General features: G+C 53.0%; 14 protein-coding genes and 1 pseudogene. 9 read left to right on the forward strand and 6 right to left on the reverse strand.

What is annotated here, in order from left to right:
• Nucleotides 1–25: 25 nt before the first annotated feature.
• Nucleotides 26–484: a type IV pilin protein gene (locus BCA33_RS10065; RefSeq protein WP_083394713.1), complete on the forward strand. Its 459-nt coding sequence runs from the start codon at nucleotides 26–28 to the stop codon at nucleotides 482–484.
• A gap of 15 nt (nucleotides 485–499) precedes the next feature.
• On the opposite strand, the gene BCA33_RS10070 is transcribed toward BCA33_RS10065, so the two are convergent.
• From BCA33_RS10070 to BCA33_RS22780, 4 genes are all read right to left on the reverse strand, one after another.
• Nucleotides 500–1,054 (reverse strand): GspH/FimT family pseudopilin, encoded by a 555-nt coding sequence (locus tag BCA33_RS10070; RefSeq protein ID WP_071265490.1) that lies wholly within the window; start codon nucleotides 1,052–1,054, stop codon nucleotides 500–502.
• Nucleotides 1,055–1,105: 51 nt separating this feature from the next.
• Complete coding sequence (locus tag BCA33_RS10075; protein ID WP_071265518.1) at nucleotides 1,106–2,485, reverse strand: sigma-54 dependent transcriptional regulator; 1,380 nt, start codon at nucleotides 2,483–2,485, stop codon at nucleotides 1,106–1,108.
• 19 nt (nucleotides 2,486–2,504) lie between these two features.
• Nucleotides 2,505–3,224 carry a PAS domain-containing sensor histidine kinase gene (locus BCA33_RS22775; protein ID WP_368087235.1) on the reverse strand — a complete coding sequence of 240 codons (720 nt, stop codon included), beginning with the start codon at nucleotides 3,222–3,224 and terminating at the stop codon, nucleotides 2,505–2,507.
• Between the two features lie 119 nt (nucleotides 3,225–3,343).
• On the reverse strand, nucleotides 3,344–4,144 hold the full coding sequence (locus tag BCA33_RS22780; RefSeq protein WP_368087236.1) for a hypothetical protein: 801 nt from the start codon (nucleotides 4,142–4,144) through the stop codon (nucleotides 3,344–3,346).
• 93 nt (nucleotides 4,145–4,237) lie between these two features.
• Here BCA33_RS22780 and BCA33_RS10085 point away from each other — a divergent pair, with 93 nt between their 5' ends.
• Complete coding sequence (locus BCA33_RS10085; protein WP_071265492.1) at nucleotides 4,238–5,902, forward strand: NAD+ synthase; 1,665 nt, start codon at nucleotides 4,238–4,240, stop codon at nucleotides 5,900–5,902.
• A gap of 11 nt (nucleotides 5,903–5,913) precedes the next feature.
• On the opposite strand, the gene BCA33_RS10090 is transcribed toward BCA33_RS10085, so the two are convergent.
• Nucleotides 5,914–6,747 carry an outer membrane protein assembly factor BamD gene (locus BCA33_RS10090; protein WP_071265494.1) on the reverse strand — a complete coding sequence of 278 codons (834 nt, stop codon included), beginning with the start codon at nucleotides 6,745–6,747 and terminating at the stop codon, nucleotides 5,914–5,916.
• A gap of 156 nt (nucleotides 6,748–6,903) precedes the next feature.
• On the opposite strand from BCA33_RS10090, the gene rluD reads away from it, so the two are divergent.
• From rluD to clpB, 3 genes are all read left to right on the forward strand, one after another.
• Nucleotides 6,904–7,881, forward strand: a complete 978-nt coding sequence (rluD, locus tag BCA33_RS10095; protein ID WP_071265496.1) for a 23S rRNA pseudouridine(1911/1915/1917) synthase RluD — start codon at nucleotides 6,904–6,906, stop codon at nucleotides 7,879–7,881.
• Nucleotides 7,871–8,638: a peptidoglycan editing factor PgeF gene (gene pgeF, locus BCA33_RS10100; protein ID WP_071265498.1), complete on the forward strand. Its 768-nt coding sequence runs from the start codon at nucleotides 7,871–7,873 to the stop codon at nucleotides 8,636–8,638. Before rluD ends, pgeF begins: the two co-directional genes overlap by 11 nt.
• Before the next feature lie 135 nt (nucleotides 8,639–8,773).
• Nucleotides 8,774–11,350 (forward strand): ATP-dependent chaperone ClpB, encoded by a 2,577-nt coding sequence (clpB, locus tag BCA33_RS10105; protein WP_071265500.1) that lies wholly within the window; start codon nucleotides 8,774–8,776, stop codon nucleotides 11,348–11,350.
• A gap of 65 nt (nucleotides 11,351–11,415) precedes the next feature.
• Here the strand turns inward: clpB and BCA33_RS10110 are convergent, their stop codons facing one another.
• Entirely contained in the window at nucleotides 11,416–11,874 is a 459-nt protein-coding gene (locus BCA33_RS10110; protein WP_071265502.1) for a DUF4124 domain-containing protein, read from the reverse strand.
• A 473-nt stretch (nucleotides 11,875–12,347) separates the two neighbouring features.
• Between BCA33_RS10110 and BCA33_RS10115 the strand changes: the two are divergent.
• The 4 genes and pseudogenes from BCA33_RS10115 (at nucleotide 12,348) to pssA (ending at nucleotide 16,581) form a co-directional block, all read left to right on the forward strand.
• A pseudogene (locus BCA33_RS10115) lies at nucleotides 12,348–14,065 on the forward strand (acetolactate synthase 3 large subunit).
• Nucleotides 14,066–14,067: 2 nt separating this feature from the next.
• Nucleotides 14,068–14,559 carry an acetolactate synthase small subunit gene (gene ilvN / locus BCA33_RS10120; RefSeq protein ID WP_071265504.1) on the forward strand — a complete coding sequence of 164 codons (492 nt, stop codon included), beginning with the start codon at nucleotides 14,068–14,070 and terminating at the stop codon, nucleotides 14,557–14,559.
• A gap of 64 nt (nucleotides 14,560–14,623) precedes the next feature.
• Nucleotides 14,624–15,640 (forward strand): ketol-acid reductoisomerase, encoded by a 1,017-nt coding sequence (ilvC, locus tag BCA33_RS10125; RefSeq protein WP_071265506.1) that lies wholly within the window; start codon nucleotides 14,624–14,626, stop codon nucleotides 15,638–15,640.
• Nucleotides 15,641–15,729: 89 nt separating this feature from the next.
• Nucleotides 15,730–16,581: a CDP-diacylglycerol--serine O-phosphatidyltransferase gene (gene pssA / locus BCA33_RS10130; protein ID WP_071265508.1), complete on the forward strand. Its 852-nt coding sequence runs from the start codon at nucleotides 15,730–15,732 to the stop codon at nucleotides 16,579–16,581.
• Nucleotides 16,582–16,968: the final 387 nt, after the last annotated feature.

The following is a 16,968-nucleotide window of genomic DNA, read 5'->3' on the forward strand; positions in this document are numbered from 1 at the left end:
CTCAAACATTCTGGAGGGAAGCTGAGTGATTGAATTCAGGAGTCGAGCACATAACGGCTTTACTTTGATAGAGCTGATGATTGTGGTGGCTATTATCGGCATTCTTGCTGCCGTGGCTTATCCTTCTTATCAGGAGTATGTGAAATCCTCTCGGCGGGCGGAAGCGCAATCCGCGCTCATGGGGTTGGCTGCGGCGATGGAACGGCACTTTACAGTGAGCAACACCTACAAAGGTGCGGGATCAGGTGGAGGTGACACTGGTGCGCCAAGTATTTATTACGATCAGGTGCCCAATGGAGGGGGCACTGCATACTATAATCTGACTATCGAAAGCGCGTCGGATGCAGCGTTCCTGGTAAAAGCAACCCCCGCGAACGCTCAAGCGGGGGATGGTTTTTTGGATTTGAATAATCAAGGCATCAGGCGCTGGGATAGAGACAATAGCGGTGGCATAGGCACCGGAGAGACGACCTGGAAAAAATAGAAGTTGATCTTGGGGTTAGCACTGGATCAGAGCGCCCCAAGATAGCCGTATTTTATTATCAAGGTCTTTATCATGAACCGCGCGAAAGCGGCCGCCACGGTTGACGGTGAGGTAGCTCATTGGCTGCCGTGAATTCTGTTCCGGGCATGCGATCAATGAGCCGCTGGCTCCATGAATAAGACCTTTGGGGCCGAATGTTAAGTAGCCCCGCCCACCTGTGCGGGATTTAATGCGGTAATTTGATACAGGCTGAATGAATTTCCAAACGGTGCTCTCATCCGGCTGTAGATCCTTATCGCCGTCTGGAAATATCGCTGCGGGTAATGTCCAGTCGTCAATGCACCGATTGTTGGAAGACAGCGGACATATGGTTACAAGAGTTCCGGTATGTATCGCTTGTGAGCGAGCAAATGAAAAGGCTCCGTGATAGGTCGCGATCAGCTCTCGCTGGCGCGACTTGGTAATTTCGCGATCCATTGCAGGAACTGCCATACTGAAAGTTATGGATAGAACGATTAGTGTGATTAACAGCTCAACGAGTGTTAATCCTTTGTTTTGAGAAATGGTCATGTAGCCTCCTTGGCAAATTAATGGCTTTCATCCTGAAAGCCTCTCTATTATTCACTCCATCCCCAACTTCTTCAACCGATACCGCAACGCCCGAAAACTAATCCCCAGCTTCTTCGCCGCGGCTGTTTTATTCCACCGAGTCGCCTCCAGCGCTTTCTCAATAGCTTGGCGCTCAATAGATTCCAGGTAGCCCTCAAGGTCAATATCACCCTCCGGCACCAATGTCGGGCAGGCATCGGTGATGACCGTGCCACCGGAGATGCCAGATTCTGTCGCCATCCCGTTACCCAGGTGTAAATCAGAGGCTCTAATTTGCTCTGCATCACATAGGGTAAAGGCGCGCTCAAGGATGTTCTCTAGCTCTCGCACGTTGCCGGGGAAGTCATGTTCTTTCAGCCGATCGACAGCATCCGGAGTGAGGGTTGCCGCATCGCATTCATACTCCCGGGCAATCCTCTGCAGTATGTGATTGGCCAGAAGCGCTATATCATCTGTGCGATCCCGCAGCGGTGGCACGGCCAGTTCGATTACGTTGATCCGGTAAAACAGATCCTGCCGGAAGCTCCCCTCTTGAACCAGCTCTGCCAAGTTTTTGTGAGTGGCACTCAGCAGGCGTATGTCCACAGGCATTTCTTTGGTATCGCCCACCGGGCGTACTGCTTTTTCCTGAATAGCTCGCAGCAGTTTTACCTGCATGGCCAGGGGCAGGTCGGCGACTTCGTCGAGAAACAGTGTGCCGCCGTTGGCTGAGCGGAAGAGCCCATCTTTGTTTTCAACGGCGCCGGTAAAGCTGCCTTTTTTGTGGCCGAAAAATTCACTTTCCATTAATTCCGAAGGAATGGCGCCACAGTTAACGGCGATAAAGGGCCCGTCATTGCGGGGACCTTGCAGGTGAATCATTCGTGCCACCAGCTCCTTTCCGCTACCGGATTCGCCACTGATAAACACGGGTGCCTGGCTTCTCGCGAGCTTGCGTGTTTGGTTGCGTAGCTTTTTGATTTGCAAGGAATTACCGAGCAAAAGCCCGGGTTCGTCGGTTGCCTCATCTTCTTGGGCGGCTGGCTCTGCAAGCCTCAGGGCGCTGCTCACCAGTTCTCTAAGCCGGGATAGCTCAACCGGCTTGGACACAAAATCAAATGCCCCGGCTTTTAGCGATTCGATCGCGGTATCCATGCTGCCATATGCGGTAATAACGGCAACGGGGGTCTCGGGCCGGTGTTGTTGAATCCATTGCACCAACTCAATACCGTTCCCGTCGGGCAGGTTCATGTCCGTCAGGCAAAGCTGTGGTGTATGATTTTCCAGCAGTTTGAGTGCGCTGGTAAGGTCTGGGGCTGTCAGGGTTTTAATACCCATACGGGTAAGGGTAATTTCAAGAAGATCCCGGATATCCGGTTCATCATCAACAATCAGCGCTGTGTGAGTGGTCATCTTGTTGTGTGGGTCCATGTCAGATCATTCGCCCTGGGTGGGCAAAGGTAATGCGAAAGCAGCAGCCGGCCTGGTCGTCTTCCACCAAGGACAGGTGGGCCTGATTAGCCTCGCACAGTTCCCGTGCCAGATAAAGCCCGAGGCCAGTGCCACCTTTGTCGGTGGTGTAAAACGGCTCAAAAATTGAGTGGCTGGTGCCTGTAGCAACTCCAGGGCCGAAGTCTCTTACGTCTACGTAAGCGCGTTCGCCATCGGCAGTGGCGCCCACGCGCAGTTCAATCTTGCGTTCGCCTAACTGCTGCTGACTGTAGCGCAAACCATTGTCGCATAGGTTTACCAGCACCTGCTCGATCTGGCTCTTGTCAAACCGTGCGTCAGGTACGCCGGGTGCGGTTTTCAAGATAAGGTTTGAGGGCGGGGTGGTTGTCTCTTGGGTCTGCAGGAAATCAGCCCGAAACTCCTCCAGCCAACTGACCAGATCAACCAGGTCTGCATTCGCCGGCATGCGCCGGGAAAGGCTGAGCACATTCTCGACTATACCGTTCACTCGCTTGGAGTGGCGTCGGATGATATCCAGCATCTGTTGGTCACTGACGTCAATATGAGGGGACTCCTCCATCAACTGAGCCGCATGACTTATAGCACCAAGCGGGTTGCGTATCTCGTGGGCGATGCCAGCCGTCAGCCGCCCCAGGGAGGCCAACTTCATTTGCTGGGCCTGCTGGGTCACTTTGCTCATGTCCTCTATGAACACCAGAATCTGATCGCCACGCTCTTGGTCTAGCTGGGTGAAGTTGGCCTGCAGGAGCGGTGAGGTGGGCGCTGCTTGAAACGGGTCTGTGCGTCTTTCAGGATTTTTTAGCCAGGCTTCCAGCCTAATTTCAGGGGTTGGGGGAGGGCGCGTGATCGGGAGGCTGGTGTGCCCTTGCTTGTAGAGGCGCCAAACAGTAGCTCTTCAGCGGCGGCGTTTGCCAAGCGCATTTGGCCATATCGATCGAGTACAAGAATGCCAGTGCGCATGCGTTGTATAATTTGCTGGTTGATTTGCTCCAGTTCAACAATGCTTTGGGCCCGGCTGGTGGCGAGTGCTTCGCTGCGCATCATTCGTCGGGAGACGTATTGGAGAGTAAAGGCGGCAGCAAAGTACAGAATGCCCAGGGAGCCGGCTCGCACGATATCATCGCCGGGCCCGTTGAGGGTCAGTACTGCCCAGCCTGAAATGCTGAGCGAGCAAATTGCGGCAAGCGCCGCATAGAATGTGCCCATGCGACTTTGGGTAAGAATATTGCCCGCTGCGACGGTAACAATAACAAGATTGGCGAGCCCATTGGTGATGCCGGTGCTGGTAAATAGCAACCCATGCATGATCAGAATATCCAGGAGTATGGATAGCGTGATGTGTCGCTGTCCCGGTTGAAAGCCTGCCAACATGATGAGTGCAACAAAGCTGTTAAGCGCCAGATAGCCCACCACGCCAAACTGGTAGTAGTCCAAAAGCCGGAAGCGAGTGTCAAAATTTACCGGATCAACAAAGAGCAAGGCAACCAGCATCAGGCTGATGACCAGCCGGTAGTGATTGTAGATGCGGAATAGCTTGCCCTGCCGTGAGACGGGTGTTTTTTTGCCGGTACTGACTGCTGATACCGTATCTGTCGCCATGGTTTTCAGAAATCCGTTGTTGAGCGGAAGAAATCAATGTCGGTGCGGGGTTATAATAGCCTTTTCATGGCAATGAGTTACAGGAGCCTAAGTATGTCCGTTCCCGGGAGCACTCTGCTTTCCAATATATCACCCAGCAAGCTACGTGTAGTGATGGCGCAATTGGATTTTTTGGTGGGGGATATTCCCGGCAATACGGATCGGATTGTTGATGCAGCCAAGCGCGCCTACTCCGAGCACAGGGCAGATATTGTTGTGTTTCCTGAGCTTTGTCTTACCGGGTACCCGCCGGAAGACTTGTTGCTGCGCCCCAGTATGGAACTCAGAGTAAACGAGGCGTTGGAGCGCTTGCAATCTGCCCAGCTTGAAGCTGCGATTGTTATCGGCGCGCCGGTTCGAAGCGGTGGCTTGCTATACAACGCTGCGGTGGTGATTGAGGGTGGTGAAGTTACTGGCCGCTATTTCAAGCGGTTTCCACCCAACTACCAAGTGTTCGATGAAAAACGCTATTTTTCCAGTGGTGCGAATGCGGTCGTAGTTGATATTTGTGGCGTGCCGGTGGGCCTCACGGTTTGTGAAGATATCTGGGCTAAGGGGCCTGTTGAGGATTCTGTGGCGGCAGGTGCACGGTTGATCATCAACCTGAACGCGTCTCCGTACAGTATCGATAAACAGGCACAGAGGAAGGCGTTGCTTGAACGTAAATCTCGAGAGAACCAGGTGAGTATTGTTTACGCCAACCTGGTGGGTGCTCAGGATGAGTTGGTCTTCGATGGCGGTTCAATGGTTTACGACTACTCGGGTTCTATCGCTGCAGAGGCGCCGCAATATACGGAAGGGCTGTTCCCGGTAGAGTTTTTATGCGGCGATCATTGTCAGCCAGCCTCCCAACCGTTACCTGCGGAACTGTCGCAGGAAGCGAGTGTTTACAGTGCGCTTGTTTCCGGTGTTCGCGACTATGCATACAAAAACGGGTTCAAATCTGTGGTGCTTGGGCTTTCGGGGGGGATTGATTCCGCCGTATCCCTTGCGGTGGCAGTAGATGCTCTGGGGCCGGACCGGGTTCGAGCGGTAATGATGCCGTTCAGGTATACCCTGGGCATCAGTCTTGAAGATGCAGAAGCTCAGGCGGCAACCATGAAGGTTCAGTACGATGTGTACTCTATAGAGCCGATGTACGAATCATTCATGGCAACTCTCGCTGCACCGTTTGACGGAACCACCCTGGATACCACAGAGCAGAACCTGCAGGCACGTATTCGCGGTGTTTTGCTTATGTCGCTTTCCAACAAGTTTGGTTCGTTAGTGCTTACAACCGGCAATAAAAGTGAAGTGGCTGTGGGATATTCCACCTTGTATGGCGATATGGCTGGCGGTTTTGACGTGCTAAAGGATGTTTCGAAAACGCTGGTGTACCGCCTGGCCTGGTACCGTAATGCTGTATCCCCGGTGATTCCAGAACGAGTGATCACGCGGCCGCCGTCGGCGGAGCTGGCCCCAGACCAGAAAGATCAGGATAGCCTTCCGGGTTATGACGTACTGGATGAGATTTTGAGATTATACGTAGAGCGGGATTTTAGCGCGGATGCGATTGTTGCAGAGGGTTTTGATCAGGCGGAAGTTAATCGGGTTATTCGCTTGGTGGATCTCAACGAATACAAACGCCGACAAGCACCTATAGGGGTCCGCATTACTGAGCGCGGTTTTGGTAAAGATCGCCGCTATCCCATTACCAGTGGCTGGAAAAGCGGCAAATAACAGAGTTTTGGTTACTCGTCGCTCATGAGTCCAAAGGTAACCACGCTGGAGAGTGAGCGGTTTTCACGCTTCAGCAGGTTTGCTTCAAACTCGCCGTCGCTATTGAACGCTTCGCTCTTCGGGAAATTTTGGCGAAGCAGCGCCACTGCATCCTGCGAGCCTTTATTGAACTTCAGAAAATCGAATGTTTCCGCGAGAATAATCAGTGCCTCTTCAACGGCCGGTGAAGTAGGGTAATTTTCTGCGATGTAGCGCGCTCGGTTGTTGGCTGCCACATAGGCTTCGCGCTTGATGTAATAGCGTGCTGCGTGTAGTTCCAGTTCTGCCATGCGGTTACGCACGGCAATCATGCGCTGGCGGGCATCGGCAGCGTATTCGCTCTCTGGAAAACGGTTCAACAGTTCGCTGAAATCACGAAACGCCTGTTGCTGCTCGCCGGCATCCCGGGCGGCCACATCAATGGGGAAATAACGCGCAGCCAGGCCGATATCGAGGTTATAAGAGGCGAGCCCCCGCATGTATAGTGCATAATCAGCGTGGTCGCTTTGGGGATTCAGACGCAGGAATCGGTCTGCTGCACCTCTGGAACCCTCAAGATCGAGGTTCTGGTAGCGGGCGTAGATAAGGTCAAGCTGCGCTTGTTCGGCGTAACGACCGAACGGGTAATAGGTTTCCAGCGAATCCAGATTTTCCTCGGCTTCGTTGAAATTGCCGGAGTTCATTGCCTGTCGCGCATTGTCGTAATAGGCTTTTTCCGGAAGCACTTCCTCTGGCTTATTGGAAGCGCAGGCACTGATCAAGACAACCAGTGCAGAAAGTAGCAGTAAACGAACACCTGATCTCATGCCGGAATCCCGTATAATGTCGATAAATTCGAGTGCGTCATTGTAGCGGGGAACTCGCCTTATGTGCAGCCTCATGTGGAATCATGTGAGAGAGTACACCCCGTTTGCTTCAAATATACTGACCAAAACGTAACACACACAGGCCCTGGGGGCTTAATGTCATCTGAAAACCGAATAATTGCCAGCTTTGATGTGCCGCCTGCGCTGAGTGACCGGCGCCTGGATCAGGCAGTGGCTGAACTTATGCCCGAGCATTCGCGCTCGCGCCTGCAATCCTGGATTCGCAGCGGCGCGTTAACCGTAAATGGAGAGACCCGCAGGCAAAAAGACAAGGTGATGCTCAGTGATCGGATAGAACTAGACGCCGAGCCTGAGGCTCAGGTGACTTGGCAGGCAGAGGCGATTAGCCTCGATGTTGTCTACGAAGATGAGCACTTGCTAGTGATCAATAAGCCTGCAGGCCTGGTGGTTCATCCTGCAGCAGGCCATGCGGATGGTACATTGGTGAATGCACTGCTGAACTATGCTCCGGAGGTGGAAAATCTGCCTCGAGCCGGCATTGTTCATCGTCTGGATAAAGACACCTCTGGTGTTATGGTGGTTGCCCGCAGCCTGATTGCACACACGTCGTTGGTTGACCAACTGCAAACTCGCAGCATGGGCCGGGAGTACGAGGCGGTGGTAGTGGGCACCCTTACGGGGGGCGCTACCGTAGATGCGCCTATCGGTCGCCACCCCCATGAGCGTAAAAAAATGGGTGTGGTCAAAAGTGGTAAGCCTGCGATAACCCATTACCGTTTGATTGAGCGTTTTGCAGCTCACACCCATGTACGGTGCAAGCTGGAAAGCGGGCGTACCCACCAGATTCGTGTGCACCTGGCTTACGTGAAGCACCCTCTGGTTGGTGATCCTCTTTACGGAGGCAGGCTGCGCTTACCTAAAGGTACAACAGAAGCGCTACGTGAAGTGCTGGCTGCCTTTAACCGACAAGCGTTGCATGCGCGCAAACTCACACTTGAGCACCCGGAAACCGGCGAGATCTTGAGCTGGGAGGTGCCCTTGCCAGAAGACTTCGTGGGCTTGCTCGCAGCATTGCGCAAGCACGCTCAGGAACTGGAGAGCAATGAGTTCTGAAACCGCGCCTGGGCTGCCGCTTATCCACCCGGATTGGCCTGCCCCTTCGAATATCCATGCAGTGTGCACAACCCGTTTGGGCGGAGTCAGTCAGCCTCCTTGGGCTGGCTTGAACCTGGGGGTGCACGTTGGTGACGATCCTGTGCATGTGCGGGAAAATCGCACAAGGCTGGCAGATGCCTGTGGCCTTCCATTCGACGCGTTCGGCTGGTTGGATCAGGTTCACGGCACTGAGATTGTTAGCTTGCCTGTGGGAGATGCCAGCTTGGTTCCGGAAGCGGATGCAAGCTTTACCCGGGTTGCAGGTAAGGCTTGTGCCATCCTGACTGCAGATTGCTTACCGGTTATTCTTTGTGATCAAAAAGGTACCGCCGTAGCCGCCGCTCATGCCGGTTGGCGCAGTCTTTGTGGCGGCGTGCTGGAGCATTTGGTGGCTGGTATGGGGTTGCCTGGCAATACTTTGATGGCGTGGTTGGGGCCGGCAATCGGCCCGCAGAAGTTTGAAGTTGGGCCTGAAGTGAAGGCCGCTTTTATAGTACAGCACCCCCTGGCCAGAGCCGCTTTCAGCTCAGAGGGCGCCCGTGAGGGGCACTATATGGCCGATATATACTTGCTTGCCCGGCAGCGCTTAGAAAGACTGGGAGTCAGGAATATATACGGTGGTGGCTTTTGCACGGTTACCGACAGTCAGCGCTTCTATTCCTATCGCCGCGATGGCCAAACGGGTCGCATGGCAACTGTTATCTGGAAAAGTTGAGTCTTGTCAATTTTCTGACGGTTTTGCTTCGTGTTGACCTTGAAGTTCCCCCAATAGCCCCTACATTAGTTGTCAAAGCAAACCGAATGCGCAATAACTGATCGCATTTGCCGAACGTATTGGGGAAACGAATCCATGAGAATCGATAAACTCACCAGCCTTTTGCAAGCCGCACTGGCCGACGCCCAGTCGCTTGCTGTTGGCAAAGATCATAACTTTATTGAACCTCTGCATCTTATGCAGGCCATGCTTGACCAGCAGGGCAGTTCCATTAAGCCCCTTCTCAAACAAGCTGGCGCTGAGCTAGGGCGCGTGCGTCAAGCCATAGCCCAGGAAATCGAAAACCTGCCAGAAGTAAGTGGCAGCGCGGGCGATGTGTCTATGTCTAACGATATGGGGCGCCTGTTCAATATCGCCGACAAATTGGCACAGAAGCGCAAAGACCAATTTGTTTCCAGTGAGTTGATGCTGCTGGCTGCCTTGGAAGACCGGGGTACTCTCGGCCGTGTTTTGCGTGAGCAGGGCGTGGATAAAGCAGCGCTCGAAAGCGCGATAGATTCAGTGCGTGGAGGCGAAACCGTGAATGATGCAGGCGCAGAGGAAAACCGGCAGGCTCTTTCGAAGTACACAATTGACCTGACCGAGCTGGCGGAGGCAGGCAAGCTCGACCCGGTGATTGGCCGCGATGATGAGATTCGTCGCACCATTCAGGTCTTACAGCGTCGTCGTAAGAACAACCCGGTACTGATTGGGGAGCCAGGTGTGGGTAAGACCGCCATAGTAGAGGGCTTGGCCCAGCGGATTGTGAACGGCGAAGTGCCAGAGGGCTTGAAAAATAAGCGGGTTCTGTCTCTGGATATGGGGTCTCTGATTGCCGGCGCCAAGTTTCGTGGTGAATTTGAAGAGCGCCTGAAAGCGGTACTGAGTGAATTGTCGAAGCAAGAAGGCCAAATCATTCTGTTTATCGATGAAATCCACACGATGGTAGGTGCGGGCAAGGCTGAAGGTTCTATGGACGCTGGCAATATGCTCAAGCCAGCTCTGGCTCGTGGCGAGTTGCACTGTGTGGGCGCTACCACGCTGGATGAGTACCGCGGAAATATTGAGAAAGATGCGGCTTTGGAGCGTCGTTTCCAGAAGGTGTTGGTAACTGAACCAAGTGTAGAAGATACCATCGCAATTCTGCGTGGTTTAAAGGAGCGCTATGAGGTTCACCATGGCGTAGAGGTGACGGATGGCGCGATCATCGCCGCGGCTAAGCTCTCTCATCGTTATATTGCTGATCGCCAGTTGCCTGATAAGGCCATTGATCTGGTGGATGAGGCTGCAAGCCAGATCCGCATGGAAATGGACTCCAAGCCAGAGCCTCTGGATCGTTTGGAGCGTCGCCTGATCCAACTCAAAATTGAACGTGAGGCGCTGAAAAAGGAAACGGATGCTGCGTCGAAGAAGCGCTTGGAAGAGTTGACCGAGGTGATTCAGGGCGTTGAGCGTGAATACGCGGATCTTGAAGAAGTCTGGAATACCGAGAAGGCGGCGTTGCACGGCTCTCAGAAAATAAAGAGTCAGCTGGAGCAAGCTCGTATTGATCTGGAAAACGCTCGCCGTTCAGGTGATCTGGGGAAAATGTCAGAGCTGCAGTATGGCCGCATTCCTGAACTGGAGCGCCAGTTGGATATGGCCAGCCAGGCTGAAATGATGGAGATGAAGCTTCTGCGTAATCGCGTTACCGACGATGAAATCGCTGAAGTCGTCTCCAAATGGACTGGCATTCCAGTGTCGAAAATGCTGGAAGGCGAGCGCGACAAACTGATGCGCATGGAAGGCGAGTTGCACACCCGCGTTATTGGCCAGAACGAAGCTGTAGAGGCAGTATCCAACGCCGTTCGCCGGTCCCGGGCGGGTTTGGCAGACCCGCATCGGCCTAACGGTTCGTTCTTGTTTCTTGGGCCAACGGGCGTGGGTAAAACGGAGTTGTGCAAGGCGTTGGCCGCGTTCCTATTTGATACTGAAGAAGCGATGATTCGCATCGACATGTCGGAGTTTATGGAGAAACACTCCGTTGCCCGTTTGATTGGTGCGCCTCCGGGGTATGTGGGCTATGAAGAGGGCGGGTACCTTACCGAGGCGGTTCGTCGTCGCCCATATTCCGTGTTGCTGCTGGATGAAGTTGAAAAGGCGCACCCGGATGTATTTAACATACTGTTGCAGGTACTTGATGATGGTCGTCTCACCGATGGACAGGGGCGCACGGTAGATTTCCGCAATACAGTTATTGTGATGACGTCTAACCTCGGCTCGGACATTATTCAGCAGACGGCCGGTGAAGAAAATTATGAGGCCATGAAGAGCGCGGTTATGGTGGAGGTGGGAACACACTTCCGCCCTGAATTTATTAACCGTGTGGATGAAGTGGTTGTTTTTCACCCACTGGCGGGAAGCCAGATTCACGGTATCGCGACCATCCAGATAGAAATCCTCAACAAGCGTCTGCAGGAGCAGGGCATGAAGCTGAAGCTGGACGAAGCTGCGATGGATTTGCTGGCGGAAGTTGGATACGACCCGGTATATGGAGCGCGACCGCTGAAGAGGGCCATTCAGAGGATGATCGAAAACCCGCTGGCGCAGAGATTGTTACAGGGTGATTTTGTTGCCGATGACACAATTCAAGCAACGGTGGATGGAGGCAAACTGGTGTTTAAAGCAGCTTAAGCGAAGAAAGTTGACGAAGGGGGCAGGGCTTAGGTTCTGCCCCCTTTTTTTAATCGTTTTTGAGGTTATTTTGAGTCTTCAGCCCCGCAGTTTTCAGCAGCAACGTCTTCCAGTTTATTGCGTTGTTCCGCGATTTCGTCCGGGGTTAGGTAGCGCATTTCGCCGTTTTCTTCGGTCCGGATACGTGCATTGCTTTCTATGACTGTCAGGTTTGAGCGGGCTGTCTCACAGTTGGCTTCGCGCTGCTTTCTGCGGGCTGTCTGCACCGCTGTTTCCTGTTTCTTTTCAGCGTCTTCTTGCTGTTGCTTTTGAAGCTCGCCTAGGCGTTGCTGAGCGGTCGGTCGGTCGTTGCCGGTAGATGTGCCCGAGCGAACGTTAACGGTCTCAGAGTTTGCACCCACGGGTTGGCGGTCGCCAAAGTGGGTTATGCCATTTGCATCCGTCCATTTGTATACAGAGGCACTTATTGCCATGCCGGGTGCTACGGCCATCAAAAGTGTCAGCATCAGGGTTGTTTTGTTCATGGCTCTACTCGTGGTGTGTTCTATTTTACGTGCGTCTATCATGCCATCTGTGTGAAGTATTTTCTTCTGCCTGGTTCAAAACTTTGCACCCCGGTTGCAAATAATGATGCCAGACCTGCTCTGGTATGGACATAGAAAGCGGCGGTGGCTATTGACAGGGAGTTTCGCGCTGTCAGAATTACTGTTCGCCTGAAGACTGGGGTTAATACGGCAGGCAATCCCGTGCGAGTATCCCCCGTTATTTACCACACTGAGCGTACCGCGTATCTGTCGCGGGATGGTTGTTGCTTATTTGCAACCCGTTGATTGGCCGTTCTCCGCAACCCTCAGGAGGGCGGCTGGCCAGGAGACAACCTCTTAACAAAGTGTGGAGCAGCAGCCGGTTCCGCTTTCACAAGAAGCAGGGAAACCGTGAATCCAGGCAGTTGGGCGTGTGCCCGGCTCATTCACTCGTAAGAAGAGGGTAGAAAATCGTGGAGTTATTGTCTGGCGCCGATATGCTAATCCGTTCGCTACAGGATGAAGGGATCGAGTACATATACGGCTATCCGGGTGGTGCAGCCCTTCATATCTATGATGCGCTGTTCAGGCAGGACAAGGTCAAGCATATTCTGGTAAGGCACGAGCAAGCGGCAGTCCACATGGCTGACGGCTATGCGCGTGCTACTGGCCTGCCAGGAACAGTGCTTGTAACCTCAGGCCCTGGAGCCACCAACACTATTACTGGTATCGCCACCGCTTTTATGGACTCCATCCCCATGGTGGTTCTGTGCGGACAGGTAGCGTCTACCCTGATTGGCGAAGATGCCTTCCAGGAAACGGACATGATTGGCGTTTCCCGTCCTGTGGTTAAGCACAACCTTAGTGTGCGTCATCCATCAGAGATCCCGGGAGCTATACGTAAAGCGTATTACATCGCCTCGACTGGCCGCCCTGGACCCGTGGTTGTGGATATTCCCAAGGACATGACAGCGCCAAATGAGCGCTTTGAGTACGCTTATCCGAAAAAGGTAAAGCTGCGTTCCTACAACCCCGCAATCCGCGGCCACGCTGGCCAGATTAAGAAAGCAGTCGATATGATGCTGGCGGCTCGCCGTCCCATCATATATGCCGGTGGCGGTGTCATTCTGGGCAAAGCTCCGGGCAGCTGACAGAGCTGGTGCGCAAATTAGGGTATCCGATTACCAATACCCTGATGGGGATTGGTTGTTATCCGGCCAGCGACAAACAGCATCTTGGCTGGCTTGGCATGCATGGCACCTACGAAGCCAATATGGCGATGCATCATTCGGATCTTATTCTGGCGGTCGGTGCACGGTTTGATGACCGGGTAACCAACGCAACTGAAAAGTTCTGCCCGGGTGCTCGCATCATTCATATTGATATTGATCCGGCGTCTATTTCCAAGACGATCGACGCTGACGTGCCCATCGTCGGACCGGTCGATGCGGTTCTTAAAGAAATGCTTGCGCTGGTGAAAGAGAGCAAGGAGAAGCCAGACGCAGAGGCGCTTGGTTCTTGGTGGAAACAGATCGACGAGTGGCGTGCATTCCATGGTATGCGTTACGAAACCAGCCCGGATGTAATCAAGCCGCAGGAAGTGGTCGAAATGTTGCACCGCCTCACGAACGGAGATGCGTTTGTTACCTCTGATGTGGGGCAGCATCAAATGTTCGCGGCCCAATACTACAAGTTTGACAAGCCTAACCGGTGGATCAATTCGGGCGGTCTTGGCACCATGGGTTTCGGTTTTCCCGCAGCTATGGGGGTCAAGCTGACCCATCCAGACGATGAAGTGCTTTGCATCACCGGTGAAGGCAGTATCCAGATGAATATCCAGGAGCTGTCTACCTGTAGTCAGTACAAGCTGCCGGTAAAAATCATCAACCTGAACAACGGATCTTTAGGGATGGTAAGGCAGTGGCAGGACATGAACTATGAGTCCCGCCACTCCCATTCATATATGGAATCCTTGCCCGACTTCGTCAAGTTGGCGGAGGCCTATGGGCACGTGGGTATCCTTATCGATAAAAAAGAAGATCTGGAATCGAAGCTCAAAGAAGCGTTGGCCATGAAAGACAGGCTGGTTTTCGTGGACATACAGGTTGATCGTTTTGAGCATGTCTATCCGATGCAAGTTGCCCGTGGCTGCATGAAAGATATGTGGCTCAGCAAGACGGAGAGGGTGTGATCATGCGTCGAATCATTTCTGTATTGCTTGAAAACGAGCCAGGGGCTTTGTCTCGGGTAGTGGGGCTGTTTTCGCAGCGGAACTACAACATTGAAACCCTGACTGTTGCGCCTACCGAAGATGAGACCTTGTCTCGCCTTACGGTTACAACATCTGGCTCGGATCGGGTTATTGAGCAGATTACCAAGCAGCTCAATAAGCTTGTTGAGGTGGTCAAGTTGGTGGATCTGACTGAAGGGCCTCATATCGAGCGAGAGTTGATGCTGGTTAAGCTGAAGGCAACCGGTTCCCAGCGTGCTGAGATCAAGCGCACTGTGGATATTTTTCGGGGCCAGATTGTTGATGTTACCAGCTCGATTTACACCGTTCAGTTGGCTGGCGATAGTGACAAGCTCGACGGTTTTATTCAGGCTATCGGCACCTCAGGTGTACTTGAAGTGGTGCGCTCGGGTGTTTCCGGGATAGCTAGAGGCGAAAAGGTTTTAAGCCTTTAAATTGTTTCATATATTACGAACGTTCTGGCCTTTTCGGGGCCATCACAAATAACAGAGGTTACTCATGCAGGTTTATTACGATAAGGATTGCGATCTTTCCATCATTCAGAGCAAAAAAGTTGCCATCATCGGTTTTGGCTCACAGGGTCACGCCCATGCGTGCAACCTGAAAGAGTCCGGTGTTGATGTGACCGTGGGCCTGCGCCCCGGCTCCTCTTCCATTGCCAAGGCAGAAGCCTATGGCTTGAAGACAAGCGACGTGCCGTCTGCCGTTGCTGCTGCTGATGTGGTCATGATCCTGACCCCGGATGAATTTCAGTCCGAGCTTTATGCGGCTGAAATCGAGCCTAACCTTAAGCAGGGCGCTACCTTGGCGTTTGCTCACGGTTTCGCGATTCATTACAACCAGGTTGTTCCGCGTAAAGATCTTGACGTAATCATGGTTGCCCCAAAGGCGCCAGGACACACCGTTAGAACAGAATTTGCCAATGGCGGCGGTATTCCTGACCTGATTGCGATGTTCCAGGACGCCTCAGGTAATGCCAAAAACTTAGCGCTTTCTTATGCCAGCGGCATTGGTGGTGGGCGTACCGGTATTATCGAGACAACCTTCAAGGACGAGACCGAAACAGATTTGTTCGGCGAACAGGCTGTTCTGTGTGGTGGTACGGTTGAGTTGGTAAAGGCGGCGTTTGAGACCTTGACCGAAGCAGGCTATGCCCCGGAAATGGCTTACTTTGAGTGTCTGCACGAGCTGAAGCTTATTGTAGATCTGATGTACGAAGGCGGTATCGCCAACATGAACTACTCGATCTCTAATAACGCTGAGTATGGTGAGTACGTAACTGGTCCTGAAATTATTAACGACCAGTCCCGTGAAGCTATGCGCAATGCGCTCAAGCGCATTCAAAGTGGCGAGTACGCGAAGATGTTCATCGCTGAAGGTGCTCTGAACTACCCGTCCATGACTGCACGCCGTCGTCAGAACGCGGCCCATCCGATTGAAGTGACAGGCGAGAAGCTGCGCGGAATGATGCCATGGATCTCTGCTAACAAGATTGTTGATAAGGATAAAAACTAAGCGAAGTTCAGCTTGGTTTAATAGAACGCGGCCCGGGTGGCCGCGTTTTTCGTATATACTTTGCCCAAATGCTTTCCGGAGTAGTGGGAATGACTGAAGAAAGAATGAATACCGAGATAGGATCCAGGGAAGGCGAGCCAGAGCTTTCCTCAAAGACCACGGCTGAATGCGATATTGAGCCAGGTGAAGTCGTAGAGGAGGAGCTGGTTGAGGGAGCGCCCGTGCGCAGGAAAGGGATATACCTTCTGCCCAACGCGCTGACGACGGCCTCACTGTTCTCCGGCTTTTACGCCATCGTGTCGGCGGCGGGTGGCGTTTTCGATAATGCTGCCATTGCAATTTTTGTGTCCATGATTCTAGATGGGCTTGATGGGCGCGTGGCCCGTATGACTAACACTCAGAGCAAATTTGGCGAGGAGTACGACAGTCTTGCGGATATGGTTGCGTTTGGTGTTGCTCCCGGCTTTGTCGCGTTCTTCTGGTCCTTGAATGGGATGGATAAGATCGGCTGGGCGATTACGTTCATATACGTTGCCGGTGCGGCTCTTCGTCTCGCGCGATTCAATACGCAGATTGGTTCTGTGGACAAGAAGTTCTTTGTAGGCTTGCCTAGTCCTGCGGCGGCTGCCTGCGTTGCAGGTCTGGTTTGGTGCTTTAATGCGTTTGAGCCGTCTGCTTGGCTAACCTTTCTCACGGTCGTGGTTGTTGGTGGTACAGGCGTGCTGATGGTCAGTAATGTTCTCTATCGTAGCTTTAAGGACCTTGATCTTCGTGGTCGCGTACCGTTTGCTGCCATTTTGCTCGTGGTTCTTATCTTTGTAGTGATCGCGCTGGATCCGGCCACTGTGCTTTTTACAGGCTTTTTGATCTATGCGTTGTCGGGGCCTGTCCGTGCTTTGTTCCGTGGCAAGCTGCGTCGGCCAGCTAAAGCTCCAGAGTAATGTCTGGAGCTTTGTGCAGTAGTGTAGTTTTGATCGGTTTCCATCTTGTGTGAGCATGTTGATAGGTGGAAACCGAAAGAGTTTGGAATTAGCAGGGGTTGGCCGTTGACACCTGCGCCCAGCTCTGTAGAATGCGCATCTCTCTTGAGGGACACGCCGGAACAGCGGGGTGTTTTGAGAGAGTTAACTGTTTGAAAGTGTTGAGGAAAACGATTTAGACTTTCTTCAAAATAACGGTTGACAGGGTACGGATTCGATGTAGAATACGCCCCTCGAAACAAGCAAGTATCAGCCGGCAAGTCTCGGTGGTTTTAGAAGCGAAGCTTCTGAAACAACTCGAAAAAAACGGTTGACAAGGTGGCGATACGATGTATAATTCGCCTCCTT

Origin of the sequence: Marinobacter sp. AC-23 (assembly GCF_001858325.1) — a bacterium.
Classification (GTDB): Bacteria; Pseudomonadota; Gammaproteobacteria; order Pseudomonadales; family Oleiphilaceae; genus Marinobacter.